We start from the raw sequence: 25,624 nt of genomic DNA on the forward strand, positions 1-25,624 counted from the left end.
AACATAGTTCAGGGCGCAGCTATGCGTCGGACCACCATGACTGCTCGCGGAGCGGCGGCTGAGAGGGACCCCGCCACCATCGTGATGTGCGGGCAACCGCGGCCACCGAGGTGGGGTGGATGTCGTGCAGGAGGACGACATTGTTGCGCTCGGCCTTGTCGATGACGGTGCGGGCGACCTTGGCCGCGTCGCGGTACTTCCAGTCCTCGGTGTCCACGTCCCACAGCACGGGGGAGAGGGTGGTCGCCGCCTTCACGGTGGCGTTCATGGCGCCGTACGGCGGCCGGAACAGCGCCGGTGGCCTGCCGGTGGCGGCCTTGGTGGCCGCGCTGGTGCGGTCCAGCTGGGAGCGGACCTGGTCGGGGGTGAGGCCGGTGAGGTCGGGGTGGTTCCAGGAGTGGTTCCCGACTTCGTGACCGGCCTGCGCCTTCGCGCGCACCAGCTCGGCGGGGGCGGCGACGTTCTGGCCGGTGTTGAAGAAGGTGGCGCGCCTTGTACTGGGCGAGGTGCTTCAGCAGTGTCGCTGTCTCCGGGGCCGCCGGGCCGTCGTCGAAGGTCAGTGCGATGCACTTCACCTTCTTGCAGTCCGTTGTGTCGTCTCCCAAGGCGGCCTCCGTCGGGACGGACGGCTCGGGCGTTTCGGTCGCGCCGAGGTCGAGTCGGCTGCTGGGACGCACGGTCTGCTGCTGGACGCGGTTGCCGAAGTCGGACAGCCACGGGGTGACCGTCGTCTTCGAGAGGGCACGCGTCTGGTCGTAGGGCGATCCACAGCAGGACTTCGGCGTGCGCGCCCGAGAGGTGGCCCGGCCGTCCTCGCCAGCGCTGTGATCAACGCGGTGTCGATGTCGAGGAGCGCGGGTGGCGCCGTTCGTGGGATTGGGTCCGGGTGCGCCGGTTCAGCTCCTCTGTGAAGGGAGACCGGCGGTCCAGCGGAATGTGGTGGGGAAGACCCGCAGCAGGTTGTGCGAGGTCCAGGCGCCGACGGCGTCGTGCGCGGCCCGGCTCCGTTACCGGGCCCCGGCCGCTGGGCCTGTCAGGCCCGTGGAAACCGTGCCTGCTGCACAAGCTCCCATTGCTGGGATCCGTCCGTGAGCGCGTTACCGGTTTTACGCGTGGCCGAAGCCGGGGCGCGCCCGCCTTGCGTAGGCACAGGCGAGCGGCCCGACTGCCGCTGCGCTCGGGGACAGCAGGCGGCGCTAGAGGCAGGATCAGCCGCGGCCGACCAGAGAGGCCCAGAACTCGCTCAGCGCCTTCGCCGCCGACTCGGGGTCCTCGACCATCCAGAAGTGACCGGCCTCCAGGACGCACACCTCGGCGCCCAGATCGCGGGCGACGTCGCGAGCCACCTCCTCGTTGTCGAACGGGTCACCGGAGGGGACGAGGACGAGGCCCGGCGCGTCGGTCGCTGCGAGGTCGCTGCCCCAGTCGGCGAACGGGTTGGGCAGCGCGGAACGGTAGAGCCCGAGGATGGATTGCCCCATCGTCTTGTCGAAGCCCTCGTGCAGCGCGAGGGCGTGATGCTCCGGCACACCGAGGGACCGGAGCTGGCCGGCTGTGCTGTCCGGCTCGTCCACGGACGCGGTCCGCGCACGCTCGTTGAACGCCTCGCCGTCGCCCGACGTCTGCCAGATCTGCGCGACGGGGTGCCAGACGTAGTCGGTGTGCATGACGCTCGAGCAGTCGGCGGCCCAACTACGTAGAGGCACGTCGTACGCCGTGACGACCCGATAGGTCAGCAGGGCACCCCAGTCGTGGCCCACCAGGTCGACGGGGCCGGGGATTTCGCGCAGCGCGTCCGCCAGCCACCGCGCGTACTCCTCCTTGCTCGCGCCGAATCCCTCCGGGACCGGGGCACCGAACCCGGGCAGGCGAAGGGCCACGCTGTCGGTGTCGAGTCGATCGCGCACGTCCTGCCAGATGTCACCTGTCTCGGGAACCCCGTGGACGAATACGGCAGTCATGTGGTCTTCCTTTCCCTCGTGTACGTGTCTGCAGGCTTCCCTGACGACTGCTCATTTCCCAGGCCGGATGGTCGCTCGGTTTGCGCGAGTTCTGCGCGGATCCTGTCATCCGACAGAAGTCTCGCGCGACGGATCGGCCGGGCGAGCGGTGGTGCGGCACCTCGCCGAGCCCCTCCCGGGGAGGGGTACATCCCGGGTCGTGTCGGGGCGAGCTCGCGGACGCGGCCGCCCGCGGGGCCGTGTGGCCAGGAGCGCTTGGTCGGCAGGTACTTGCCGCCCCGGGTGACGACCGCGCGCTCGCCGCCCCCGGCGTTGCCGTCCTCGTGCAGTACGCGAACGAACGCACCGGCCTGCGGTTCCGGCAGCGGATCGTACGGTTTCAGCTGCGCTAACTACTGACAGCCCGGTGCCTCTCCCGCCACCGCGCGTACGTGCTGCCGGTGGCGCAACTGCTCAGATACCCGTCGTGGACCCGACGAAGGACCGCCTCGCCATGCGGCGCCACGGGGCTGTCCCGGCGCCAGGCGAGCACATGGCGGTACCAGAGCGGATTGCCCGCCAGGGGGCGGACGGCGACGCCGGGTACCTCGATGAAGGTGGCCTGGCAGAGGCTGACGGCAAGTCCTGCCCGGACGATCTCGATCAGCTGACGTCCCTCCGCCTCGTAGGGGGTGCGCGGACGGACGTCGGTGAGGGCGAAGACGGACGTCCAGTACTCGCGGGTGCGATCGCTGTCGGGTCGGGGTACGGCCCAGTCCTCCTTGGCGAGCCGGGTCAGGCTCACTTCCTCCCGCTCGGCCAACGGGTGGTCGGCGGGGAGCAGAGCGAAGACGGGCTCCGTGACGAGCGGGTGCAGGATCACGCCGTCGCGCGGTGCGAGCTCCTGGCCCGGGTGGTCGCCGAGGACCGCGGCCTCCAGGCGGCCGGCGGCGAGGTCGTCGAGGAGCGGCGCGGGCGCGTACCGGCAGCGGCAGGTGACCTCGGCCCCCGGCACCACATCGCGTACGGCCAGCAGGAGATGGCCCAGGAGCGGGGCGCCGACCGAGCCGACGCGGACGCGGGCGGGGGAGGCCGCGCGGCGGGTGGCGCGGTCGGTGTCCGCGAGGAGCTGGTCGATGCCCGGAAGGATGGCGTGGGCCCTGGCCAGCACCAGCTCACCCAGCGAGGTGGGCACGGCTCCGGCGTGGCCGCGCTCGAACAGCGGGCCGCCCAGGAGCCTTTCGACGCGCCGCACCTGGGCGCTCAGGCCGGGCTGGGTCATTCCCAGCGACGCCGCCGCGCGGGTGAGGCTGCCGGCTTCCGCGACGGCGCACACCACGCGCAGATGGCGTATCTCCAGATCCATGGCGCGGATGTTATGGAGCGCTGGGAGGTTCCCGACAGGGCTGCGCGGCCCCCACAGTCGTATGTGAAATGTCACATGCCGTATGTGTGGAGGTAACGCATCCATGAGACCTACCCTTCCCGCGCCAAGGAGGCGAGGAGTGCTGCTGTCGGCCGCGCTCGCAGGCCTCCTTCTCTTCCTGCTCGGCGTTCCCGGCGCCCCGTACGCCCGGGCGGTGACGGCGGCCCGGGCGGCGGACAGCGCCTCGGACTGTGCACTGCGCGGCACCACCGGGTGGACGGACGAAGGTCATGACACCGACTACTCCGTCTTCCAGCGCCCCGCCGCAACCATCAAGGTCGCCATGATCTTCGTGGACTTCCCCGACGCCCCCGCCACCGAGTCCGCCGCCGACGACGCGGCCCAGCTCACGCCCGGCGCGGACTGGGTGTGGAACGCGTCCTACGGCCGGACGTGGCTCGCCATCACCCAGCACCGGAGCTGGGTACGGATGCCGCACAACTCCACGGACTACGGATTCGCACGCGGCCTCAGCCACGAGACGCACGAGGCGTATCTCAAGGACGCCGTCACGGCCGCGGATCCGTCCGTGGACTTCTCGCGCTACGACATGGTGTACGTCGTACCGACGAAGAACGCGGCGGCCATCTCCTTCACGCCCACCTATGTGTACGACCCGGGCACGGCCGGGGTGGTCGCCGACGGCAAGCGGATCAAGTGGGCGGTGACCTTCGGTCAGGACATGTGGCACTGGGGCCACAAGCTGCTCGGCCACGAGACCGCGCACACCTTCGGGCTGCCGGACCTGTACGCCTTCGACGCGGGCACGGACGCGCATCGCTTCGTGGGCGGCTGGGACGTGATGGGCCTGATCGGCGGGCACGGGCCGCAGTACTTCGCCTGGCAGTCGTGGAAGCTCGGCTGGATCGACGACAGTCAGGTCGTCTGCCGGAACTCCGCGGGCACCGACACGGTCACCCTGAACGCGGTCGAGTACGCCGGCGGAACCAAGATGGCCGTCGTCCGCACCGGACCCACGACGGCGTACGTCGTCGAGTCGCGGCGAGCGGTCCTCGCGGACACGGGGCTGTGTTCGACCGGTGCGCTGGTGTACCGGGTCGACTCGTCCGTCGCGACCGGCAGCGGACCGATCCGGGTGATGGACGCCAAGCCCGACGCCACTCCGGCAAGCGGCTGCCGTCCGCTGGACGACGCGCCGTACTGGGCCGGGCAGTCGTTCACCGACGCGGCGGCGGGGGTGCGGATCGAGGTCCTGAGCGCGGCCGGCGACTCGGACACCGTCCGTATCACCAAGTCGTAGGACATCGCCGGTCGTTCGTGCACAGAATGCACGGACTGTGTCCTGGACCCACCCCACAGGCGGTCCAGGACACAGCCGTGTTCCCTCAGGCGGCCTCGGGGAAGTGGCAGGCCACCTGACGTGTCTCACCTGGCGCCGCGATGCCCAGCACCGGAGCCTCGGACCGACAGAGCGCCTGGGCCCGGGGGCAACGGGGGTGGAACGTGCAGCCGGGCGGGGGAGCCGCCGGGCTCGGCGGGTCGCCGAGCAGCGTGATCCGCTCGCGGCTGCGCTCGGCGACCGGATCGGGAAGCGGTACGGCGGACAGCAGGGCCCGGGTGTAGGGGTGGGCCGGGGCCGTGTACACCCGCTCCTTGGGGCCGATCTCGACGATGCGGCCCAGATACATCACGGCGACCCGGTCGCAGACCCGCTTGACCACCGACAGGTCGTGCGCGATGAAGAGGTAGGCGAGAGAGAGTTCGCGCTGCAGACGCTCCATCAGGTTGACGATCTGCGCCTGCACGGAGACATCGAGCGCCGAGACCGGTTCGTCGGCGACGACCAGGCGGGGGTTCGTGGCCAGGGCGCGGGCGATGCCGATGCGCTGGGCCTGGCCTCCGGAGAACTCGTGCGGATAGCGGTCGATGTGCTCGGGGATGAGCCCGACCAGCTCCATCAACTCCGCGGCCCGGCGCCGCGCGTCGACCGCGGAACTACCTTGTACCAGCAGCGGATCGGAGATGATCCGGGCCACGGTCTGGCGCGGGTTGAGCGAGGAGTGCGGATCCTGGAAGACCATCTGGATCTCCCGCCGCAGCGGTCTGAGCTCGCGCTGGGTGAGGTGGCTGATGTCGCGGCCGTCGTACGAGACCGAGCCATCGGTCGGCTCCAGCAGTCGCAGGATCATCCGGCCGGTGGTGGACTTGCCGCATCCGGACTCCCCGACCAGACCGAGGGTCTCGCCCTCCGCCACGTCGAAGCTGACGCCGTCGACGGCCCGTACGGGGGCCGAACGGCCTCGCCGACCTGGGAAGGTCATCGTCAGGTCGCGCACGGACAGCAGCGGGTCGGCGTGGGGAGGGGGCGGTGCGGCAGTGGCGCTGATCGGGAACGTCGGCCCGTCGATGGGCGTCATGAGATGACCTTCCGAGTGGAGTCCGTGGGGGCGGTGGCGTGGCTCAGGGGCAGGTGACAGGCCACCGCGCGCTCGTCGGAGCCGACCAGAGGGGGCCTGACCCGATCGCAGCGCTCCCGAGCGTCGGTGCCGGCCGACGCGGCCCGCGGGCAGCGCGGCGCGAACGCGCACCCCGGCGCGGGCGTGAGCAGCGACGGAGGGCTGCCGGGGATCGCCCGAAGCGGGGTGTCGTCGGTGTCGTCGAGACGGGGCAGGGAGTCCAGGAGGCCCCGCGTGTACGGGTGGGCCGGGGCGGCGAACACCGCCTCCACCGGGGCCCGTTCGGCGGCGCGGCCGCCGTACATCACCAGGACCTCGTGCGCGACGCGGGCGACCACCCCGAGGTCATGGGTGATCAGGACGACGGCCAGGGAGCGCTCCTGCTGGATCCGGGCGATAAGCTCCAGGATCTGGGCCTGCACGGTGACGTCCAGGGCGGTGGTCGGCTCGTCCGCGATCAGCAGGTCCGGTTCGCAGGCCAGCGCCATGGCGATCATCACGCGCTGGCGCATGCCCCCGGAGAACTGGTGCGGGTACTCGCCCGCTCGGCGCCTCGGTTCCGGAATGCCGACCTCGGCGAGCATCTCCACGGCGCGCTGCCGGGCTGCGGCCCGCCGGGAGCCGAAGTGGACCCGGTGGTGCTCCGCTATCTGCTCGCCGACCGTGTAGTAGGGGTGCAGGCTGGAGAGCGGGTCCTGGAAGACCATGGCCATCTTCCGGCCGCGCAGCCGGTTCAGTTCGCGCTCCGCGAGTCCGACCAACTCCCGGCCGTCCAGGGTGATCGAGCCGGTGACCTCGGCGCCGGTGTGCAGGCCCATCACCGCCATCGAGGTGACGGACTTGCCGGAGCCGGACTCGCCGACGATACCGAGGGTCCGTCCCCGGTGGACGTCGAAGGAGAGCGTGTCGACGGCGCGGACGGGGCCGTGACCGGTCGGGAAGGTGACGGTCAAGTCCCGTACGGACAGCAGGGGTTCGGCGGCCATCACAGCCTCACTCGCGGGTCGACGACGGCGTACAGCAGGTCGACGGCCAGGTTGGCGACGACGATGAAGGCGGCGGCGAGCAGAGTCACGCCGAGGATCACCGGCTGGTCGCCGGTGGACAGGGCGCCGTAGAAGAGCCGGCCGATGCCCGGCAGGCCGAAGATGGACTCGGTGATCACGGCACCGGCGAGCAGGCCGCCCAGGTCCATGCCGAAGAGGGTGAGGATCGGCGTCATGCCGGAGCGCAGGCCGTGCTTGACGACGACGGTGCGGCGCGGCAGGCCCTTCGCGCGGGCGGTGCGGATGTACGGCTCCGCCATCGTCTCGATCATCGAACTGCGGCTCTGCCGGGCATACATGGCCGCGTACAGGATGGCGAGGGCCAGCCAGGGCAGCAGCAGGTTCGAAGCCCAGTGCGCGGGGTCGGCGCCGAAGGACACGTACTGCGGGTAGGGGAGCAGGCCCGCGACCCGGATGAGGCCGTAGATCAGCATCATCGAGGTGAAGTAGACCGGCAGCGAGGCGGCGCCGACCGCGCCGACCATCAGGACGCGGTCGGTGAGGGTGTCCTTGCGCAGGGCCGCGACCACGCCGGCGCTCAGACCGAGCGCCAGCCACAGCACGGCGGCGCCCAGCGCGAGGGAGGCGGAGACGGGGAGCCGGTCCATCAGCAGGGCCCAGACGGACTCGCTGCTCTGGTACGAGTAGCCCAGGCACGGGAAGTCGCAGTGCAGCGCGTATTGGCCGCTGCCCATGGTGCGGCCGGTGAAGATGCCGCCGGCGAAGTCCCAGAACTGGCGCCACAGTGGCTGGTCGAGACCCATGTGCGCGCGGATCGCCGCCAGGCGTTCGGTGCTGCACGCCTTGCCGCAGGCCGCGGCGGCGGGGTCGGAGGGAAGGACGTAGAAGATGGTGAAGGTGACGGCGGCGACGGCGATCAGCACACCGATGACGGCGGCCAGCCGCCGCAGCGTGTAGACGATCATGTGCGGCTGCCCCTCGGGTCGAGGATGTCCCGCAGGGCGTCGCCGAGCAGTGTGAACGCCAGCACGGTCAGGAACAGGCAGGCGCTCGGGATGACGAAGTACATGGGGTCCGTGTCGTAGAAGGAGACGCTGTCGGCGATCATCTGGCCCCAGGACGGGGTGGGCGGACGGACGCCGACGCCCAGATAGCTGAGGGCGGCCTCGGTGGCGATCATGCCGGGGATGATCAGGGTGGTGTACGCGATGACGGGGCCCGCGACGCCCGGCAGGATGTCGCGGGTGAGGATCCGCCACGAGCCGGCGCCGCCGACGCGGGCCGCGTCGACGTACTCGCGGTGTTTGAGCGAGAGCGTCTGTCCGCGCACCACGCGGGCGATGCCGGGCCAGCCGAACAGGCCGATGACCGCGGTCATCAGCAGGATCCGGTTGACGTCCTTGGCCACCGACATCATCGCGATCATGAAGATGAGGGACGGGAAGGACATGGTGAGGTCCATCAGGCGGGAGAGCACGGTGTCGGTGCGGCCGCCGAAGTAGCCGGCCGCGATCCCGGCCGCCGTTCCGGCGACGACGACGATCGCGGTGGCCGTCAGGGCGATGAGCAGGGAGACCTGGGCGCCGTGCACGACCCGGGCGAACAGGTCGCGTCCGGTGACCGGTTCGACGCCGAGCCAGTGGTCGGCGGAGATGCCGCCGAGCGGCCCGAGGGGCGTGCCGCCCAGGTAGGGGTCGACGGCGGTCTTGTCGAACTCGTCGGGCGACCAGCCGCCGAGCGCGCTCAGCAGCGGGGCCCCCGCCGCCATGAGGAGGAAGGCGGCGACGATGGCCAGGGAGATCTTCACGGAGGTGCGGCGACGCAGTTCCTGACGGGCGAGCTGCCAGGGGCCGCTGCCCGTGGCAACGGGGTCCAGGGGGACGGGGGTTGCCATGTGACTACTCACCGCTCTTGGAGGGGTCCTTGAGGCCGACGGAGGCGTAGTCGAGCTGTCCGCCGAACGAGGTCTGTCCGTACGCGCCCGCGATGTTGGTGCCGAGCACCAGCGGCCAGCGGCGCACGAGGACCGGGACGGCCGGTGCCTTCTTGAGGATCTCGCCGTCCAGCTCCTGCCAGGCCTTGTTCGCCGTGTTGGCGTCGGTCAGCGCGGCGATCTCGTCCATCCGCTGCATGGTCGCCTCGTCGCGGAAGAGGGAGTGGTTGCCGGAGTTGCCCTTCTCCTTGATGTAGCGGCCGTCGAAGACGAAGGGCAGGAAGGTCGAGCCGGAGGGGTAGTCCGGGCACCAGCCCGTGTAGACGAGGTCGGTGCGCTGCGTGGTGTCGCCGATGGTGGCGTAGAACGCGGACGGGTCGACTGTGTCGATGGTGACCTTGATGCCGACCTTGGCGAGGGACTGCTGGATCGCCTCGGCGCGCCCCTTGTCACCGGTGGAGACGGTGATCTCGGTGGAGAAGCCGTTCGGCTTGCCCGCCTTCTTGAGCAGTTCCTTGGCCTTGGCCGCATCGCCCGTGGCGGGGATCTTCAGAAGGTCGGGCTGCTTGCCGTCGAAGAGCGTGGCGGGCATGTACGCGGTGGACAGGTCGTTGAAGGCGGGCCCGCCGGACGCGGTCAGGACGGCGTCCCTGTCGAGGGCGTACTGCACCGCCCGGCGGATCCTGGCGTCGTTGAACGGGGCGCGGCCCGTGTGCATCTGCACCATGTCCGTGCAGTTGGTCGACTCCGCGAGCAGCCGCTTTCGGACCTCGGCGTTGGGCAGCACCTTGGCCGCGCTCTCCGGCCGCAGCGCCCCCCAGGAGACGGCGGAGGCGTCCGGGCCCTGGCTCGCGATGAGCCGGTCGTCGATCTGGTTGCCCTTCAGGCCCATCACCACGACCAGCTTGTCCGGATACGCCTTGCGGACCTGGTCGGTCTTGGGGTCCCAGTGCGGGTTGCGGACCAGGACGAGCTGCTTGTCGCGGTCGTACGACTGGATCTTGTAGGGGCCCGAGGAGAACGGCCGGTTGTCGTACCGGGGCCCCTTGTCCTGGGACTTCGGCACGGGCGCGAAGGTCGGCATGACGGTCGCGTTGGGGAACTCGGCGAAGGGCTTGCGCAGTTCGAAGACGATCGTGTGGTCGTCCGGCGTCTTGATGGAGTCCAGGTGCTTGCCCTGCGCCGGCCCCTGGTAGCCCTGGGCGCCGGCGAGGTAGCGGGCCGCGTAGTCGGCGCCGCCCGGCAGGTCGGGCGAGAAGGACCGCTCGACGTTGTACTTCACGTCCTGCGCGGTGACGGGCGTGCCGTCCTCGTATCTGATGCCCTTCTTCAGGTGGAAGGTCCAGGTCTTGGCGCCGTTGGAGGACGTGCCCAGGTCGGTGGCCAGGTCGGGGACCAGCTCGCTGCCCCCCGTGCCGGGGGCCGCCTTGTAGGTCACCAGGGTGCGGTAGAGCAGCCGGGTGCCGAACTCCATGTCGCTCATGACCCAGTTGCGGGCGGGGTCGAGGTGGGTGAAGTCCTGGTTGGACAGGACGGTCAGGGTGCCGCCCTTCTTCGGAGTGCCGCCGACGACGGCGCCCTGGTTGACCAGGGCGGGGTTCTTGCCACGGCCTTCGCCGTCCGTGGAGTGCGTGCCGCCGGAGCAGCCGGCCGCGCCCAGGGCGAGGGTCGCCACCAGTGCGGTGGCGAGGGAGATACAGGTGCGCTTGTTCATCGTGGTCACTCCGTGAACAGTCGGACAGCCTCAGGCAGCCTCAGGCTGATATGTGACCCGTAACATAGTAATGTGAAATTGTACTGCGCAAGGTGGCGCCCGCTCCTTTATCCAGCCGTGTCCAAGTGCTCGCCTGCGGCCGGGTGGGGCACGGGCAGACCGAGATGGAGGAGACAGCATGAAGGAATCCGCGCCCGCCGTACCCCGCACGCTCAGTCATGACGTGCCCGTGTCCACGGAGTTCGAGGGGTTCATGGCGAGTGACTGGGCGGCGACCCCCCTGCCCGCGGACATCCGGCCGGCCGTCGCCGACCTCACCCCCGCCCGCCGCGCCCGGCTGTCCGCCCGCTTCCCCGGTGAGCGGCTGATCATCCCCGCGGGGGAGCTGAAGGTCCGTACGAACGACTGCGACTACCGCTTCCGGCCGCACAGCGCGTACGCCTGGCTCACCGGCCTGACCGGCGAGGAGCAGGCCGGGCACGTCCTGGTCCTGGAGCCGGACGGGCCCCACCGGCACGAGGCCGTGCTGTACATCCGGCCCCGCTCGCCGCGCACCGACAGCGGCTTCTACCGGGACCGGCGCTACGGCGAGTTCTGGGTCGGCCGGCGCCCCGACCTCGCGGAGGCCGAGCGCATCACCGGGATCCGCTGCGTCCACCTCGACGCGTACGGGCGGGTGCCGCCGGGCCGCGACGCCACGGACGACGCCGAACTCGCCTCGGCGCTCAGCGAGTTGAGACTCGTCAAGGACGCCTGGGAGGTGGGTCAGCTGCAGCTGGCCGTGGACCACACCGTCACCGGTTTCGAGGACGTCGTGCGCGCCCTGCCGCGCGCGCTCGCCCACCCGCGCGGCGAGCGCTGGATCGAGGGCGTCTTCGGCCTGCGCGCCCGCGCCGAGGGCAACGGCACCGGCTACGAGACCATCGCCGCATCCGGCGCCCACGCCTGCGTCCTGCACTGGATCCGCAACGACGGTCCCCTGGATGCAGGGGAGTTGCTGCTGCTGGACGCGGGCGTGGAGACGGACAGCCTCTACACCGCCGACATCACGCGCACCCTCCCGCTCTCCAGGCGGTTCTCGTCCGTGCAGCGGCAGGTGTACGACCTCGTGCTCGCCGCCCAGGACGCGGGGATCGCGGCGCTCAGGCCCGGTGCGGCCTTCCGCGACTTCCACCGCGCCGCGATGCGGGTGATCGCGGAGGGACTCACGGAGTGGGGCGTGCTCAAGAGTCCGGAGGGGGAGCTGCATCGCCGCTACACCCTGTGCGGCAGCGGGCACATGCTCGGGATCGACCTCCACGACTGCGCGCAGGCGCGGACGGCGGCCTATCCGGACGGGGTGCTGGAGGAGGGGCAGGTGCTGACGGTCGAGCCCGGCCTCTACCTTCAGCCGGACGACGAGACCCTCCCGGCCGAACTGCGCGGAATCGGCGTGCGCATCGAGGACGACCTGGTCATCACCGCGGACGGGGCGCGGCTGATGTCGGGGGCTCTGCCGCGGACATCGGGCGCGATCGAGGCGTGGATGGGGGCGCTGATCGACGGCTGAGACCTCTCGGCGACGAGACGGCTGAGGCTCTTGGTGCCTCGACGAAAGCCCCTCGACGGCTGAGCCTGTTGGTGGCTCGACGGTGAGCCTCTTGGCAACGGCCAGTGCAATGTGAAATATTACTGACGTGCCCACGAGAAGCTCTCCCGATCTCATCATCGTCGGAGCGGGCGTGGTCGGCGCCGCCTGCGCCTACTACGCCGCCCGGTCCGGCCTCCGCGTCATTGTGATCGACCGTGGCCCCGTCGCCGGCGGGACCACGGGAGCCGGCGAGGGCAATCTGCTGGTCTCCGACAAGGAGCCTGGCCCCGAACTCGACCTGGCCCTGCTGTCCACGCGGTTGTGGCGCGAACTGTCCGAAGTGCTGCCGCCCCACATCGAGTACGAGGCGAAGGGCGGCCTGGTCGTCGCCTCCGACGAGGCGGGAATGGCCGCCCTGCGGGACTTCGCCGCGCGCCAGGCGCGGGTGGGTGTCTCGACCCAGGAAATCGCGGGTGACCGGCTCCGCGATCTGGAGCCCCACCTCGCCCCGGACCTGGCGGGTGGCTTCCACTATCCGCAGGACGCTCAGGTGCAGCCCGCCCTGGCGGCGGCGCATCTGCTGCGGGCCGCGGGCGAACAGGCCTCGGACCGGGTGCGGTTGCGGCTCGGTGAGGAGGTCACCGGCGTCCTGACCGGCGCCCACGGCGAGGTGCGGGGCGTACGGACGGCGACAGGTGAGGTACATGCGCCGTATGTCGTGAACGCGGCCGGGACCTGGGGCGGTGAGCTGGCCCGGCTCGCGGGCGTGGACCTGCCGGTGCTGCCCCGGCGCGGCTTCGTGCTCGTCACCGAACCGCTGCCGCGCGTGGTGCGGCGCAAGGTGTACGCGGCCGACTACGTCGCCGATGTCGCCAGCGGCTCGGCGGCGCTGCAGACCTCCGCCGTCGTCGAGGGCACCCCGGCAGGCCCGGTCCTGATCGGCGCGAGCCGGGAGCGCGTCGGCTTCGACCGCACGCTGTCGGTGGAGGTGCTGCGCCGCCTCGCGGCCCAGGCCACACGCCTGTTCCCGGTGCTCGCCGGGGTGCGGGCGATCCGCACCTACGCCGGATTCCGCCCGTATCTGCCAGACCACCTGCCCGCGATCGGACCGGACCCGCGCGTTCCCGGACTGCTGCACGCCTGCGGCCACGAGGGCGCGGGCATCGGACTCGCGCCGGCGACCGGCGTGATCATCGCTGGGCTGGTGACCGGGGAGAAACTCCCGTTGGACGTAGAGCCGTTCAGGCCGGACCGGTTCGGCGGTGCGCGATGAAGCCGACCCGCCGCCGCATCCGCTCACCCTGGAAGGAGCCGCGCCATGGCGCGTGACCGCAGCCCCGCCGAACTCGTCGGCGCGACGCCCGAGGCCCCGTTCGAGATCACCTTCGACGGGCGCACACTGACCGCGCTGCCCGGACAGTCCGTCGCCGCCGTCCTGTGGTCGGCCGGCATCCTCGCCTGGCGCACGACTCGCCGCGGCGGTCGTGCGCGCGGAGCCTTCTGCGGCATCGGCCAGTGCTACGACTGCCTCGCCACGATCAACGGCCGGCCCAACAGGCGAGCCTGTCTGGTGCCCGCCCGCCCCGGCGACACGATCACCACCCAGGAAGGACACGGTCATGCCGAACTCGCCGTCTGACGAGGCGACCGACGACGCGACCGACCACGCCTACCGGGAACCGTACGACCTCGCAGTGATCGGCGCGGGCTGCGCGGGCCTGGCGGGCGCCGTCACCGCCTCCGAACTGGGGCTGTCCGTCGCCCTGTTGGACACTGCCGACCAGATCGGCGGCCAGTTCTACCGCACCCCCGCCCCGGCCCTCGGCGCGGTGCGCCCCGAGGCCCTGCACCACGACTGGTCCGCCTTCGCCGACCTGCGCCGGCGCCTGGAGGACAGTGGCGTCGTCCACCTCGCCGGGCACCACGTGTGGACCGTGGCGCGGGGGAGTGAAGGGGAGGCCGAGTGGGACGTGCACGCGGTCACCGGCGCGGACGGCTGCGGGGAGCGCCCGGTCCGGGTGCGCGCCCGTACGGTCCTGCTCGCGACGGGCGCGTACGAACGCCAGCTTCCCTTCCCCGGCTGGACGCTGCCGGGCGTCGTGGGCGCCGGGGGAGCGCAGGCGATGCTGAAGGCGGGTCTCGTCCTGCCTGGCCGGCGCGTCGTCGTGGCGGGCAGCGGCCCGCTGCTGCTCGCCGTCGCCTCGTCGCTCGCCGCGGCCGGGGCCCGGGTCCCCGCGGTGGTGGAGGCGTCCGGCTATCTCGGGTACGCACGCCGCCCGGGCGTCCTCGCCGCCAACTCGCACAAGCTGGCGGAGGCTCTGGTCCATGGCGCGGCGCTGCTGCGGCACGGCGTACGCCTGCGCACTCGCAGCGCGGTGACCCGGGTCCACGGCATGGACCGGGTGGAGGCGGTCACCGTCTCCCGGGTGGACCGCGACTGGCGGCCCGTACGGGGGACGGGCCGCCGGATCGCCTGCGACGCGCTGGCGGTCGGGCACGGTCTCGTCCCGCAGATCGAACTGGCCACGAGCCTGGGCTGCGCGACCCGGCGCACCCAGGACGGAACGTGCGCCCTCGAACTGGACGGCCTGCAGGAAACCTCGCTCCCCGGCCTCTGGGCGGCGGGCGAGACCGGCGGCATCGGCGGCGCTCAACTCGCCCGCGCGGAAGGCGAGATCGCGGGCATCGCGGCCGCCGCCCGGGTGTCCGGGCAGTCCGCGCTCACCCGCAGCGCACGTGTGCGCGAGCTGCAGCGCCGCCGCGACCGGATGCGGGCCTTCGCCGACGCCATGGCCGCGGCGCACGCCCCGGGTCCGGGCTGGGTGCAGTGGCTCGACGACTCGACGGACGTGTGCCGCTGCGAGGAGGTGACCGCCGGCGCCGTCCGTGAGGTGGTCGCCGACTACGGCGCCCGCGACGCGCGCACCGTCAAGCTCCTCACCCGCGCGGGCATGGGCTGGTGCCAGGGGCGGATGTGCGGAGCGGCCGTGGCCTGCCTCGCGGCCGGACCGGGCGCCGCATCCGTGCCGCCGTCCGCCGAACGCCGGCCACTCGCGGTGCCCGTGCCCCTCGGGGTGCTGGGGGCACTCGACCCGACAGCTCAGGGCACCTCCGAGGCGCCGGGTACCCGGTCCGACCAAGGGGCGCGGGGAACTGCGCGACCAGCCACGACCGACCCGCACTCGCAGCCACCCCCGCACCCCCACGGCGATTAGCCACGGCGCCCCGCACTGTTGTCGGCACCACTCACACCACAATAAAATGTCACACATCACACAAGGAGTTGCTTCATGAACGCCACCACCGCCGGCACCGCCCGCGCCACCTGGACCGCCACCCGCCCCTGGCGCGGCATCATGGTCGCCACCGCGCTCCCCCTGCGCGACGACCTTTCCGTCGACCACGACGCCTACGCCGAGCATGTCCGTTGGCTCATCGACAACGGCTGCGACGGCGTCGTACCAAATGGCTCACTGGGCGAGTACCAGACCCTCACCGACGAGGAGCGCGCCCGCGTGGTGCGTACCGCCGTCGAGGCCGCGGGCAACGGGGCGCGCGTGATGCCCGGGGTCGCCGCCTACGGCAGCGCCGAGTCCCGCCGCTGGGCCGAACAGGCCGCCGAGGAGGGCTGCGGCAGCGTTCTGCTGCTCCCGCCGAACGCCTACCGAGCCGACGAGGAGGCGGTACGCGCCCACTACGCGGAGGTCGCCCGGGTCGGACTGCCCGTCGTGGGCTACAACAACCCCATCGACACCAAGGTCGACCTCACCCCCGCCCTCCTCGCCGCGCTCCACGGCGACGGCAGCATCGTGGCCGTCAAGGAGTTCACCGGCGATGTGCGCAGGGCCTACGAGATCGCCGAACTCGCCCCGGACCTCGACCTGTTGATCGGCGCGGACGACGTCCTGCTGGAGCTGGCCCTCGCCGGGGCGGTCGGCTGGATCGCCGGCTACCCGAACGCCTTCCCCGCCACCTGCGCCGAGCTGTACCGCGCCGCCGTCGCCGGGGACCTCGGCACGGCACTGCCGCTGTACAGGTCGCTGCACCCGCTGCTGCGCTGGGACTCCAAGACCGAGTTCGTGCAGTCCATCAAGCTGTCCATGGACCTCGTCGGCCGCCGGGGCGGCCTCACCCGCCCGCCGCGCATGCCGCTGCCCGCCGCGACCGCCGCCGCGGTGCGCGCGGCGACCGAGAAGGCAGTCGCCGAGGGCCACCACTGACCGCAAGCCGGCTCACAGGAAGGGACGTTCGTTGCGTACCCGTCATGTCTTCCACGCCGTCGACTCCCACACCGAGGGCATGCCCACGCGCGTGATCACCGGCGGTGTCGGGGTGATCCCCGGCGCCACGATGGCCGAGCGCAGGCTCCACTTCATCGAGCACCTGGACCACCTGCGCACGCTCCTGATGTACGAGCCGCGCGGCCACGCCTCCATGAGCGGCGCCATCCTCCAGCCGCCCACCCGCCCGGACGCCGATGTCGGCGTGCTGTACATCGAGGTGTCCGGCCTGCTCCCGATGTGCGGGCACGGCACCATCGGCGTGGCCACCGTCCTCGTCGAGACCGGCATGGTCCCGGTCACCGAACCGGTCACCACCATCCGCCTCGACACCCCCGCCGGGCTCGTCTCCGTCGACGTACACGTCGAGGACGGGGCGGCGAAAGCGGTCACGTTCACCAACGTCCCCGCCTTTTGCGTGGGCCTCGAGCGCAAGGTGGACGTGCCGGGGTACGGGACGGTGACGTACGACCTCGCCTTCGGCGGGAACTTCTACGCCTTCGTCGAACTCGACGCGCTGGGGCTGCCGTTCGACCGGTCCCGCAAGGACGACCTGCTCGCGGCCGGGCTCGCCGTCATGGACGCGATCAACGCCTCCCCGGACCGCCCCGTCCATCCGCTGCAGCCCGAGATCGCCGGGCTCAAGCACGTTTACCTCGCCGCGCCCGGCTCCGACGCCCACCGCTCACGCCACGCCATGGCCATCCACCCGGGCTGGTTCGACCGCTCCCCGTGCGGCACCGGCACCTCGGCGCGGATGGCGCAGCTGCACGCCCGCGGCGCGCTGCCGCTGCACGAGGACTTCGTCAACGAGTCCTTCATCGGCACCGAGTTCACCGGTCGGCTCGTGGCCGAGACCGAGGTCGGCGGGGTGCCCGCCGTCGTTCCCAGCATCACGGGACGTGCCTGGATCACCGGCACCGCCCAGTACTTCCTCGACCCGGACGACCCCTTCCCCGGAGGCTTCCTCCTGTGACCACCGCCCTCGCCCCGGTCGTCTCCCGCAACCCGGCCGATCCCTCCGACGTCCTGGTGCAGGTCCCCGCCCCCGGGGCCTTCGCCGCCGTCGCCGTCGTCGAGCGCGCCCGCGACGCCCAGCCCGGCTGGCTGCTGGGCGGCGCGAACGCACGCTCGGCCGCGCTCGTCGCCGTCGCCGCCGCCATCGACTCCGCCGCGGACGAACTGGCAGCCCTCGCCGTACGGGAGGTGGGCAAGCCGGTCACCGAGGCACGCGCCGAAGTGGCCCGCACCGCCGCCATCTGGCGGTACTACGCCCAGGCCCCCTTCGAGTCCACCGGTTCCGTCCACGAGGCGGCCGACGGTGCGGGGCTCCTCCTGAGCCGGCGCCGCCCGCACGGAGTCGCGGCCCTCATCACCCCGTGGAACTTCCCCTTCGCGATCCCGAGCTGGAAGGCGGCCCCGGCGCTCGCGACGGGCAACACGGTCGTGCTGAAGCCGGCACCGGAGGCGACCGCGTGCGCCCTGCGCCTGGCCGAGATCGTTCAGCGGGCCGTGCCCGCCGGGGTCTTCACGGTGCTGCCCGGCGGGGCCACCGAGGGCAACGCCGTACTCTCCGCCGCCGACGTGGTCTCCTTCACCGGCTCCAGCGTCGTGGGCCAGGCGGTCGTCCGCGCCGCCACCGCGCGGGGCATCCCCGTACAGGCCGAGATGGGCGGGCTGAACGCGGCGATCGTCCTGCCCGACGCGGACATCCCGCGGGCCGCCGCGCACATCGCCACCGCGATCGCCGGATACGCGGGCCAGAAGTGCACGGCCACCAGCCGCGTGATCGCGGTCGGCGCGGCCCTCGACCCGCTGCGCGAGGCTCTCGCCGAGGCGCTGCGAGCGCTTCCCGTGGGCGACCCCGCCAACCATGCCACGGTGTGCGGACCGGTCATTGACGAGCGGGCTCGTGACCGGGTGATCGAGGCGAGGGAGGGGTTGTCGATCGTCGCGACCGCCGCCGTCCCCGAGCGGGCGGACGGCTGGTACGCAGCCCCGGCCCTGGTCGAGAAGGTGCCGCCCGGCGACCCGCTGCTGCGGGAGGAGGTCTTCGGACCGCTGGCGGCGCTGCTGCCCGCCGACGACCTCGCTCACGCGGTCCGGATCACCAACTCCGTCCCGTACGGCCTGGTCACCTCGGTGCACACCACCTCGCTCGACACGGCACTGCACGGGCTCGACCACCTCGACACCGGCATGATCCGCGTCAACGCCCCGTCCTCCGGGGTGGATTTCCACCTGCCCTTCGGCGGGGCCAAGGCCTCCAGCCACGGTCCACGGGAACAGGGCCGCGCCGCCCTGGAGTTCTACACCTCCGGCCGCACCTACACCCTGGTCCCCGCCCACCCATAGGGTCTCGGCACGCGGCCCGGCACATCCACGGAGCCCCGGCACCAGCCCCGGCCCCCACGGGGGCCCCGCAGCCTCACAGGGTCCCGCACACCCCCGGGCACCTGCGAAAACAACGTGACATTGTACGCTGGTGATCCGCTCGGCCACGAGGGCACAGGGCACGAAGGGAACACCACCACCATGGGCCACCTCAAGCAGCGCAACCTCATCACCACCAGGGAGCGGCTGCGCGACCAGGTCGCCCATGCCCTGCGCGCCGCGCTGATCTCCGGCGAACTGCGCCCCGGCGAGGTCTACTCGGCGCCCGGCCTTGCGGAGGACTTCGGTATCTCCGCGACACCGGTGCGCGAGGCGATGCTCGACCTGGCCCGCGAGGGCCTCGTCGAGCCCGTCCGCAACAAGGGCTTCCGCGTCACCGAGGTCAACGAGCGCGACCTCGACCAGTACACCGAGATCCGCACCCTGATCGAGGTCCCCATGGTCGGCCGGATCACCCGCAGCGCCGCCCGCGAAGACCTGGAGGCGCTGCGCCCGGTCGCCGAGGAGATCGTGCGCGCCGCACGCGAGCACGACCTCATCGGCTATCTGGAGGCCGACCGGCAGTTCCATCTCTCCCTGCTCGCCCTCGGCGGCAACGACCGCCTCGTCGAGACGGTCGGCGACCTGCGCAAGCGTTCGCGCTTGTACGGCCTGACCGCTCTGGACGAGCGCGGACAGCTGATCCCCTCGGCCGAGGAGCACATCGAACTCCTCGACCTGATGGTGGCCGGTGACGCCAAGGGCGCCGAGAAGTGCATGGCCCGCCACCTCGGCCATGTGCGCTCGCTGTGGGCCAAGGGCGGCCAGGACCAGCAGGACAAGCCCGCCGGGCGCGCGCCGCGGCGGAAGCTCGGCGCGGCCCGCTGAGCCTGCCCCGCACCGACTGTGCTGGTGGGGGTTTGGGATGGGTGCAGGGCCGTTCACCTGCGTTCATGGACAGCCCTTAGGACCGACTTCAGCTTTCGGCCCGTCTGAACGGCTGTGAACGAGGCTGAATGAGAGGGAAGTTGAGACGGACGGCGGGGTCGGGCTCGCGAGCATCCTTGGTGTCGAGGAGGGGGCATGGCACTGGCCCGCAAGGGATCACGACGGATCGTGGTCGACGGCACGGTCTACCGCTGGCGTCTGCGGCGTAGGCCGACGTACTTCCAGGGCCTGGCCTGGTCGCCGTGCACATTCGCGGTCGAGCATGCGGGCACCCCGGGGGCGATGCTTGTGGTCATCACCGACCAGCCGCATCCCAGCAACTGGATAGGTCGCGAGGCCGAACCTGTGCTGCCCTCCGGTGTTGCCGCGGCCGTTCGGGTGGCCCTGCGTGAGGGCTGGACACCGACGGCTCCGGGCTCCGCGTTCCACCTTGACCAGTCCGCCGACTTCACGCCTTCTCACTGAACAGAGCCGGGAAATCGTTGGAGCCTGTACCTCGGCCGACGACAGTCGGCCACGATGCGGGTCCGCCGAACGATCAGGCGCACGTGTGCCTCGCGGCGCCCTCACCGGCCTCCGCCAGGCCTCCGTCGACGGTTGATCAACCACCGTAGCGGCTGCGCAAATCCTCGCTGGTCCTCGACATCAGCCCTATCGTGCCTTGCGGTTGCATCTCCGCCAGCGGACGTTCCGTCTGGAGTCGTAGGCAGTCAGCCCCGTTTCCTTCTCGACGATGGCTGAAAGGGCGAAGACCTTGCCGAGCACGACCGCAGCATCGTCCCCTGCATGCCAGTAGGGCACATGGCGTTCAGGGCCAGGACGACGCGCTCCACCAACCGGCTCTGGGAGTTGGCGAACCTGCGGAGATAGAAGGTAGGCACTGTGTGATGCCGTGCTCCTACTTGCTGGCTCGGATCGGCGTTCTCCGGGTCCCACTCGTCCATGCCGTGAGCGTCGCATGGGGCACTGACATTCGGCCGACCAGCTGGGGCAGTGGATCCGTCAGGTGGGCACGGCAGGGCGTGGACTTCCGTGGAAGACCTGGCTGGTGTGCCAGGCGCGGTGGTCGGCGGCGACAGGGCGGGCACCTGGCTGTGGGCCGACGAGAGGTCGGCCGGCGAGCGCTATGACGTGATCCCGGGATGCGGGGCTGTGGCCCACGAAGCGCTGTGAGACCAGGATGCGGTAGTCGGCGTCGACCCCGAGAACGCCCTTGTCGAAGAGTTTGTGGTGCAGCGAGCACAGGCACAGCCCGTTGTCGACGTCGTCCGGTCCGTCGAGGGCCCACCAGCGCACGTGCGCGGCCTCCAACCCGACCGGCACAGTGCCGATTCGGCCGTCGTAACCGCAGAAGGCGCACCGGTACTCGTAAGCGGTCAGCACCAGCTCGCGCATCCGCCGGTCCCGCTGCCTCCGGGCGGTCGAGAGCTGGCTGGTCTCAGCCGTCTCCAAGTCCAAACCGACGGCTTCACACAGGTCGCTGTGGAGCGAGGGAGGAAAGTGCAGGTCGAGCAGTGATCGCGCTATTCGGTGCAGCAGCTCTGGTTCGCTCCGCAGGGCTTGTCTGAGTCCCGGGGCGAGTTGTCCGGTGGCACCGGATTCCCGGAGGTCGCGCAGGGCACTGCCTGGACTGCTGGGGCCGCGGTCGGTACGTACTTCCCATACGCCGTCGCTGACCAGGTGGTGGAAAGGGTAGGCGGGCGTCGTCCTGTTGGGCGGGCCGTACTCGGTCAGCAGCCGCTGTAGATCCTGCTCCACCGCGCTGTACCGCAGCTCGCTGCCAGCGTCCTCCTGGAACCGGCCGAGGGCGTACAGGAGCAGTAGGGGCTTGTGCGGTGCGCGCGTCCCGCTTCTGGTCCACTGCCTCAGCTTCGCGGTGCGTTCGAGCCAGTCCATGGCCAGTGATCGTAGCGGCGACTGCCGGGCATGGACGGGGCCACAGAACCGGGCCTCGCTGGGGGAAACGTCCCTCAGCCAGACTCCGCCTTGATATCTCCGGCTTGGCGGATGGCGCCGATGACCCGGTCATGCGCTGCGGGGTCGAGAGTGGTTGCCACGGCTGCGGCCAGTACATAAAGCACGGGTGCCATGCCGGTCCCGTACGTCGTCGTCACCCAGGCGAAAGGCTTGGTCGTCAACACGGTCCAGGTGCCGAGTAGTACCGTCGCGGCTGCGAGGCGCCGGGTCCAACGGACCAGCCGGCGGCTGAACAGGTCGCGGCTGGAGACCTCGGCGGCCAGGGTGCGCCAGTCCTCGTCGGCGATGTTGACGACGGCCACGCTGAAAGCCTTGCGCATGTCCTCCAACTCCGGGCCACCCATGGCTGCCACGGGTTTCCAACGGCGTATTCGGGCAGCGATGCCGTCGGCCACGCGGTTCACTTCGACGTCCCCGGTGTGGTCTCCGGTGCGCCTCGCCCTACGCCACCGGCCCTCCTCGAATCTACCGAGAAGAGCCCCTTGGTCACCGCGAGTTGACCCGGTCGGCGTCCCCGTCATGGCGGGCAAGGGTGAACCGTCCCGGCGCGTCCTCGTCCAGCCAGCCCCGCTCCACCAGAGGCTTCAACTTCCCCCGGGCCCCCTCGATCTTCGCCATGGTGGCCTCCAGCCCGATCCGCGGCACGATCTGCTTGGCCTGCACCGGACCTGGAGCATCAGCGACGCTCTCCACGATGTCCCGGTACACGTCCGGCAGCACCTGAGCGACCAGGCCCTCCCGCCACGGCGGGACCGCCATCACCCCGATCCCGTGAGGCTCGGCGTTTCCTCGGGTTCAGGCACATCGTGCGCGTCACCTTCCTGCGCGACCTCCGCGGCCGACAACTCCGCCAGCACCTGCGCGACGGTCTCCCGCGTGATCTCCAACCACGACAGATCCGCCCGGTACTTCTCCAGCCGGACGGCCAACTCCTCAGCTTCGGCCTGGAGTTCTTCCACCCGCTGTCGAGCCGCGGCCTCCCGCGCCTGGAGCTCTTCCGGCAACGACACCATGGCGTCCCACCTCCACCCCCCACGGTAGAAGTCCAGCCGCACCAACCACACGCCAATCAGCGGGTCACGAGTTAGTGATCTTGCTGAACGCGAGGAGTACCAAGAAGCAGCCCAGCGGACAGGCGCCGGCTATGAGGATCAGTTTGCCGTCACGGCGGCGATGTCCCCGCACGGCCAGCCAGCCGCCAACAAGGGCTATGGCGGCGAGCACTCCGCCCAATAGGCGTGGGAGGAAGGGCGAGAAGAGGCCGGCGAGCAGCATCAGCCCGTTGAACATGCCGATGCCGATCGTGATGTTGAACCGCATGCGGTCGTCCATGCGTGCGTCGGTGTCATCGCCCATGTCGTTCATCAGCATCATGGCACGCTACCAATACGGAGCCGATCTGCACCGACCGGCCGACGACCTCGATCCGCCCCGTACCTCACTTGATCCAGACCACCAATTCAGAGGATCCGCACCCAAAGCGGTTTGCTGCACGGCTACTGGATGCTGTCTGGCTATGGCCTGCGCGCCTCCCGCGCCCTGGGCTGGCTCGTTGCCGCCATGCTCGTCTCCGTCGTGCTGCTGATGGGCTTCGGGCTCCCTCAGGATTCCCCGAAGCAGGAGGTGACCGGCACTGTGCCGCCCGACAGAGGCGGCAAGGTCATCTTCGAGATCGAAAGACAGCCCCCAGAATCCCACGGGGAGTTGGTTCACCAGTGAGCGCTTCGAAGAAGGCCCTGAACGTCACCCTGAACTCGGTGGTGTTTCGCTCCTCTGGCCAGGATCCGACCACCGTCGGCACCTACATCGAGATGGCTTCCCGGTTGACCGAGCCCGTTCTCCTGGGGCTGGCCGTCCCGGCTGTCCGAAACCGAGTGAAACGCTAACCCAGCGCTGGTACGGCCGCCGACGCGGCGGCGAAGAGGCTACCGAAGTGTCCGACGACGCGGCGGTCGGCTGTACCCTCGGGGTTGGCACGGCATGCTGTGGCCAGCGTGCCTCGAAACGGATACACCGTGGTCCGCAACCACGCCCGCAAGAGCGATGCCCGCCGCCATACCGCGGCCACCAGCCCAAACCCTCAACTGGCCTGTCCGCACTGGATGAACTGCTCGGTGGCGGTCTGCGCCCCGGACGGCTCACCGTGATCGCTTCGCGCACTGGCATGGGCAAGTCCATGATCGCTCTGACTCTCACGGTGCCGGGCAGCCATTAGGCGTCGCCGGCCGGGGTGGGCAGAACGGCGAGCATCGAAGCCAACCGCCCTGGCCGCGGACGCTCAACCGGCTCCAAGGATCGGGAACAAGGTAACCGTGCCAGTAGACCGAGTTGATGATCAGAGGGCTGGGGGCGCAGGTGGGTGGGCTCGGTAGGGAGCGAGGGCGGCGGTGGCGGCCTCGGCGTAGGGCTTGCTCGACATGCGGGTGACGAACTGCCCCATGGCGCGTTCGTCGCCCAGGTCGTGAGGCAGGACCAGGCCGAGAGCCTCGGCGAGCGGTTTGCGGCCGACGTTCACCAGAGCACGTACAGCAACGGCCCAGTCATCGGTGAGCGTCACCGCTGTGCGATACCAGAAGGGGATCAAGGCGGTCAGACACACGACGGTTACGGCGAGCACGGCACGGCCAGATGCCCGTATAGCAGGGCGACGAAGAAGTCGACGTTGGCGCGGGCGGTGTCGACCTGCCGCCGTGCCTGTTCGGGAGCGGTGGTGATCAGCTCGTCCCACAGCACCTGGGTGTCCAACCGGTAGCGGTCGTAGCCGTATTCCTCCAGGCGGCGGATGGCGTTGCCGAGCCGGGTCGGAGCGATCTGCACGTCCGCGATGGGGAAACGATCGATCTTCTCCCGCAGGAGCCCCCGCTGCAGCGGACCGATGCCTGCGTCCAGGCGGGCCTGCATCGCGTCCCGGCGGGCCTTCTGCACCGGGCAGTTCCGCTCGTAGGCTGCGCGCGGCCAGAATGTGTAGCCCTCCAAAAACCGGTACAGCAGCGGTCCCAGGGCGCTCATCACCAGTCCGAGCAGCACCGCGGCAACGAGGAACGTGGACGTACTGCTGCCCAGTTGGGGCCACTTGTCCAAGGGACCGGGGCCCTTGAGGCTTGGCGCGACGGTGAAGATGAACAGGGCGAGGTTGAGGCCGGTCGGCAGAATCCATCCGCGGCCGCCGTGGCGGACACAGGCCCCAGGCGCCGGATCCGGCTTATGGCAACACCAACCCGTCCTAGGACGGTCCGTATGACGGGACCCGCGAAAGTGTCGGTTTGGGTGGCGGCACAGCCAGCACCAGCTCTGGGAACACCAGGTCCGGTAACGCAAGCAGTGACCCTATAGTCACGGGAGCGGGCGACAAGAAGGAAAACCAAGGAAAATCTCTGTCCAACGGTGACTTCTGGTCCGGTCTCATCGAGACCATCGGCGGCGCGTTCGGCGAAGCGGGGGGCGGCGCCTCATCGTCACGGGCCTCGTCGAATGCGGGGTAGGGGTCCTGTGTGCGGCAGGTGTCCCATCCATGGCCGGCGGTGCGGGACTCGTCGTTGCTGGATCGGGCCTGATAAATTCCGGATCGGACAAGCTCTGGAAGGAATTCCGTGAAGCTGATGCGGCATTCGGTGGAGGGGAACCATCTACCGGGCAGGTCGGATATGGGAGCACCAAACTCGGTAGGTTCATCGCGCTTCGGCGACTCTTGGACGAAAAGAAGACGGGCGGAAACTATGCTGCCGGCCATCTCGAGGACGGCACCGTGATCGTTGGGCGTACATCGGGGGCTGCTCACGCAGAGGAAGATGTGATACGCCAGGCCAACGGAAAAGGAATCGTAGACATGTACTCTGAGCGCGAGCCGTGCAAAACAAATGCCAAGGGCTCACAAGAGACATGAATGTCACGTATACCGTCCGCTGGAACGGCGTGGATAGAGATGCGGCTAAGGCTGAACTTGCGAAGGCCATGAGGGAATTCTTCAAATCGAGCTGATTCGTAGATGTGTCCCGCAGGAGGTCAGTGTAAGCTGGCCGCCCGCGGACGTTGAGGGAGA

At 70.5% G+C, this 25,624-nt stretch carries 25 protein-coding genes and 2 pseudogenes; 12 read left to right on the forward strand and 15 right to left on the reverse strand.

Annotation, left to right across the window (positions count from 1 at the left end; genetic code table 11):
* Nucleotides 1-19: 19 nt before the first annotated feature.
* The 3 genes and pseudogenes from ACZ7L6_RS07585 to ACZ7L6_RS07595 all read right to left on the reverse strand — a co-directional run.
* A pseudogene (locus ACZ7L6_RS07585) lies at nucleotides 20-478 on the reverse strand (polysaccharide deacetylase family protein); the annotation flags it as partial.
* Between the two features lie 730 nt (nucleotides 479-1,208).
* Nucleotides 1,209-1,961: an alpha/beta fold hydrolase gene (locus ACZ7L6_RS07590; protein WP_471921053.1), complete on the reverse strand. Its 753-nt coding sequence runs from the start codon at nucleotides 1,959-1,961 to the stop codon at nucleotides 1,209-1,211.
* Between the two features lie 388 nt (nucleotides 1,962-2,349).
* A complete protein-coding gene (locus tag ACZ7L6_RS07595) occupies nucleotides 2,350-3,306 on the reverse strand; it encodes a LysR family transcriptional regulator (RefSeq protein ID WP_471921054.1) in 957 nt (318 codons plus the stop codon).
* 103 nt (nucleotides 3,307-3,409) lie between these two features.
* Here ACZ7L6_RS07595 and ACZ7L6_RS07600 point away from each other — a divergent pair, with 103 nt between their 5' ends.
* Nucleotides 3,410-4,627, forward strand: coding sequence for a M6 family metalloprotease domain-containing protein (locus tag ACZ7L6_RS07600; RefSeq protein ID WP_471921055.1), 1,218 nt, complete (start codon nucleotides 3,410-3,412; stop codon nucleotides 4,625-4,627).
* 85 nt (nucleotides 4,628-4,712) lie between these two features.
* On the opposite strand, the gene ACZ7L6_RS07605 is transcribed toward ACZ7L6_RS07600, so the two are convergent.
* Genes ACZ7L6_RS07605 through ACZ7L6_RS07625 form a run of 5 tightly spaced genes read right to left on the reverse strand, consistent with a single transcriptional unit; the run spans nucleotide 4,713 to nucleotide 10,437 of the window.
* Nucleotides 4,713-5,744, reverse strand: a complete 1,032-nt coding sequence (locus tag ACZ7L6_RS07605) for an ABC transporter ATP-binding protein (protein ID WP_471921056.1) — start codon at nucleotides 5,742-5,744, stop codon at nucleotides 4,713-4,715.
* Nucleotides 5,741-6,769, reverse strand: coding sequence for an ABC transporter ATP-binding protein (locus tag ACZ7L6_RS07610; RefSeq protein WP_471921057.1), 1,029 nt, complete (start codon nucleotides 6,767-6,769; stop codon nucleotides 5,741-5,743). Before ACZ7L6_RS07610 ends, ACZ7L6_RS07605 begins: the two co-directional genes overlap by 4 nt.
* Nucleotides 6,769-7,755 (reverse strand): ABC transporter permease, encoded by a 987-nt coding sequence (locus ACZ7L6_RS07615; RefSeq protein WP_471921058.1) that lies wholly within the window; start codon nucleotides 7,753-7,755, stop codon nucleotides 6,769-6,771. The genes ACZ7L6_RS07610 and ACZ7L6_RS07615 overlap by 1 nt, the downstream gene beginning before the upstream one ends.
* Nucleotides 7,752-8,684 carry an ABC transporter permease gene (locus ACZ7L6_RS07620; RefSeq protein WP_471921059.1) on the reverse strand — a complete coding sequence of 311 codons (933 nt, stop codon included), beginning with the start codon at nucleotides 8,682-8,684 and terminating at the stop codon, nucleotides 7,752-7,754. The genes ACZ7L6_RS07615 and ACZ7L6_RS07620 overlap by 4 nt, the downstream gene beginning before the upstream one ends.
* A gap of 4 nt (nucleotides 8,685-8,688) precedes the next feature.
* Nucleotides 8,689-10,437, reverse strand: coding sequence for an ABC transporter substrate-binding protein (locus tag ACZ7L6_RS07625; RefSeq protein WP_471921060.1), 1,749 nt, complete (start codon nucleotides 10,435-10,437; stop codon nucleotides 8,689-8,691).
* A gap of 178 nt (nucleotides 10,438-10,615) precedes the next feature.
* Between ACZ7L6_RS07625 and ACZ7L6_RS07630 the strand changes: the two genes are divergently transcribed.
* From ACZ7L6_RS07630 to ACZ7L6_RS07670, 9 genes are all read left to right on the forward strand, one after another.
* Nucleotides 10,616-11,986: an aminopeptidase P family protein gene (locus ACZ7L6_RS07630; RefSeq protein WP_471921061.1), complete on the forward strand. Its 1,371-nt coding sequence runs from the start codon at nucleotides 10,616-10,618 to the stop codon at nucleotides 11,984-11,986.
* Nucleotides 11,987-12,113: 127 nt separating this feature from the next.
* A complete protein-coding gene (locus ACZ7L6_RS07635) occupies nucleotides 12,114-13,280 on the forward strand; it encodes an NAD(P)/FAD-dependent oxidoreductase (RefSeq protein ID WP_471921062.1) in 1,167 nt (388 codons plus the stop codon).
* A gap of 45 nt (nucleotides 13,281-13,325) precedes the next feature.
* Nucleotides 13,326-13,646: a (2Fe-2S)-binding protein gene (locus tag ACZ7L6_RS07640; RefSeq protein WP_471921063.1), complete on the forward strand. Its 321-nt coding sequence runs from the start codon at nucleotides 13,326-13,328 to the stop codon at nucleotides 13,644-13,646.
* Nucleotides 13,627-15,222, forward strand: coding sequence for an FAD-dependent oxidoreductase (locus ACZ7L6_RS07645; protein WP_471921064.1), 1,596 nt, complete (start codon nucleotides 13,627-13,629; stop codon nucleotides 15,220-15,222). The genes ACZ7L6_RS07640 and ACZ7L6_RS07645 overlap by 20 nt, the downstream gene beginning before the upstream one ends.
* A gap of 75 nt (nucleotides 15,223-15,297) precedes the next feature.
* Nucleotides 15,298-16,227, forward strand: coding sequence for a dihydrodipicolinate synthase family protein (locus ACZ7L6_RS07650; protein ID WP_471921065.1), 930 nt, complete (start codon nucleotides 15,298-15,300; stop codon nucleotides 16,225-16,227).
* Between the two features lie 31 nt (nucleotides 16,228-16,258).
* On the forward strand, nucleotides 16,259-17,263 hold the full coding sequence (locus ACZ7L6_RS07655; protein WP_471921066.1) for a proline racemase family protein: 1,005 nt from the start codon (nucleotides 16,259-16,261) through the stop codon (nucleotides 17,261-17,263).
* Nucleotides 17,260-18,642, forward strand: a complete 1,383-nt coding sequence (locus ACZ7L6_RS07660) for an aldehyde dehydrogenase family protein (RefSeq protein WP_471921067.1) — start codon at nucleotides 17,260-17,262, stop codon at nucleotides 18,640-18,642. Before ACZ7L6_RS07655 ends, ACZ7L6_RS07660 begins: the two co-directional genes overlap by 4 nt.
* 180 nt (nucleotides 18,643-18,822) lie before the next feature.
* Entirely contained in the window at nucleotides 18,823-19,548 is a 726-nt protein-coding gene (locus tag ACZ7L6_RS07665; protein WP_471921795.1) for a GntR family transcriptional regulator, read from the forward strand.
* Between the two features lie 195 nt (nucleotides 19,549-19,743).
* The gene (locus ACZ7L6_RS07670; RefSeq protein WP_471921068.1) at nucleotides 19,744-20,073 is read left to right on the forward strand and encodes a hypothetical protein; all 330 of its coding nucleotides are present in this window, start codon (nucleotides 19,744-19,746) and stop codon (nucleotides 20,071-20,073) included.
* A gap of 537 nt (nucleotides 20,074-20,610) precedes the next feature.
* Here ACZ7L6_RS07670 and ACZ7L6_RS07675 read toward each other — a convergent pair.
* The 5 genes from ACZ7L6_RS07675 to ACZ7L6_RS07695 form a co-directional block, all read right to left on the reverse strand.
* On the reverse strand, nucleotides 20,611-21,504 hold the full coding sequence (locus tag ACZ7L6_RS07675) for a phosphorothioated DNA-binding restriction endonuclease (protein WP_471921069.1): 894 nt from the start codon (nucleotides 21,502-21,504) through the stop codon (nucleotides 20,611-20,613).
* A 74-nt stretch (nucleotides 21,505-21,578) separates the two neighbouring features.
* The gene (locus ACZ7L6_RS07680) at nucleotides 21,579-21,980 is read right to left on the reverse strand and encodes a hypothetical protein (RefSeq protein WP_471921070.1); all 402 of its coding nucleotides are present in this window, start codon (nucleotides 21,978-21,980) and stop codon (nucleotides 21,579-21,581) included.
* 91 nt (nucleotides 21,981-22,071) lie between these two features.
* Nucleotides 22,072-22,344: a hypothetical protein gene (locus tag ACZ7L6_RS07685; protein ID WP_471921071.1), complete on the reverse strand. Its 273-nt coding sequence runs from the start codon at nucleotides 22,342-22,344 to the stop codon at nucleotides 22,072-22,074.
* Nucleotides 22,344-22,598 (reverse strand): hypothetical protein, encoded by a 255-nt coding sequence (locus ACZ7L6_RS07690; protein ID WP_471921072.1) that lies wholly within the window; start codon nucleotides 22,596-22,598, stop codon nucleotides 22,344-22,346. The genes ACZ7L6_RS07685 and ACZ7L6_RS07690 overlap by 1 nt, the downstream gene beginning before the upstream one ends.
* Before the next feature lie 64 nt (nucleotides 22,599-22,662).
* On the reverse strand, nucleotides 22,663-22,950 hold the full coding sequence (locus ACZ7L6_RS07695; protein WP_471921073.1) for a hypothetical protein: 288 nt from the start codon (nucleotides 22,948-22,950) through the stop codon (nucleotides 22,663-22,665).
* 105 nt (nucleotides 22,951-23,055) lie between these two features.
* Between ACZ7L6_RS07695 and ACZ7L6_RS07700 the strand changes: the two are divergent.
* Nucleotides 23,056-23,471: pseudogene (locus ACZ7L6_RS07700) on the forward strand (pentapeptide repeat-containing protein); the annotation flags it as partial.
* Nucleotides 23,472-23,920: 449 nt separating this feature from the next.
* Here ACZ7L6_RS07700 and ACZ7L6_RS07705 read toward each other — a convergent pair.
* Nucleotides 23,921-24,142: a hypothetical protein gene (locus ACZ7L6_RS07705; protein ID WP_471921074.1), complete on the reverse strand. Its 222-nt coding sequence runs from the start codon at nucleotides 24,140-24,142 to the stop codon at nucleotides 23,921-23,923.
* A 47-nt stretch (nucleotides 24,143-24,189) separates the two neighbouring features.
* A complete protein-coding gene (locus ACZ7L6_RS07710; RefSeq protein ID WP_471921075.1) occupies nucleotides 24,190-24,666 on the reverse strand; it encodes a hypothetical protein in 477 nt (158 codons plus the stop codon).
* A 430-nt stretch (nucleotides 24,667-25,096) separates the two neighbouring features.
* Here ACZ7L6_RS07710 and ACZ7L6_RS07715 point away from each other — a divergent pair, with 430 nt between their 5' ends.
* A complete protein-coding gene (locus ACZ7L6_RS07715) occupies nucleotides 25,097-25,468 on the forward strand; it encodes a hypothetical protein (protein ID WP_471921076.1) in 372 nt (123 codons plus the stop codon).
* Nucleotides 25,469-25,624 lie beyond the last annotated feature (156 nt).

The sequence above is a fragment of the Streptomyces sp. NPDC107522 genome, assembly GCF_055657525.1.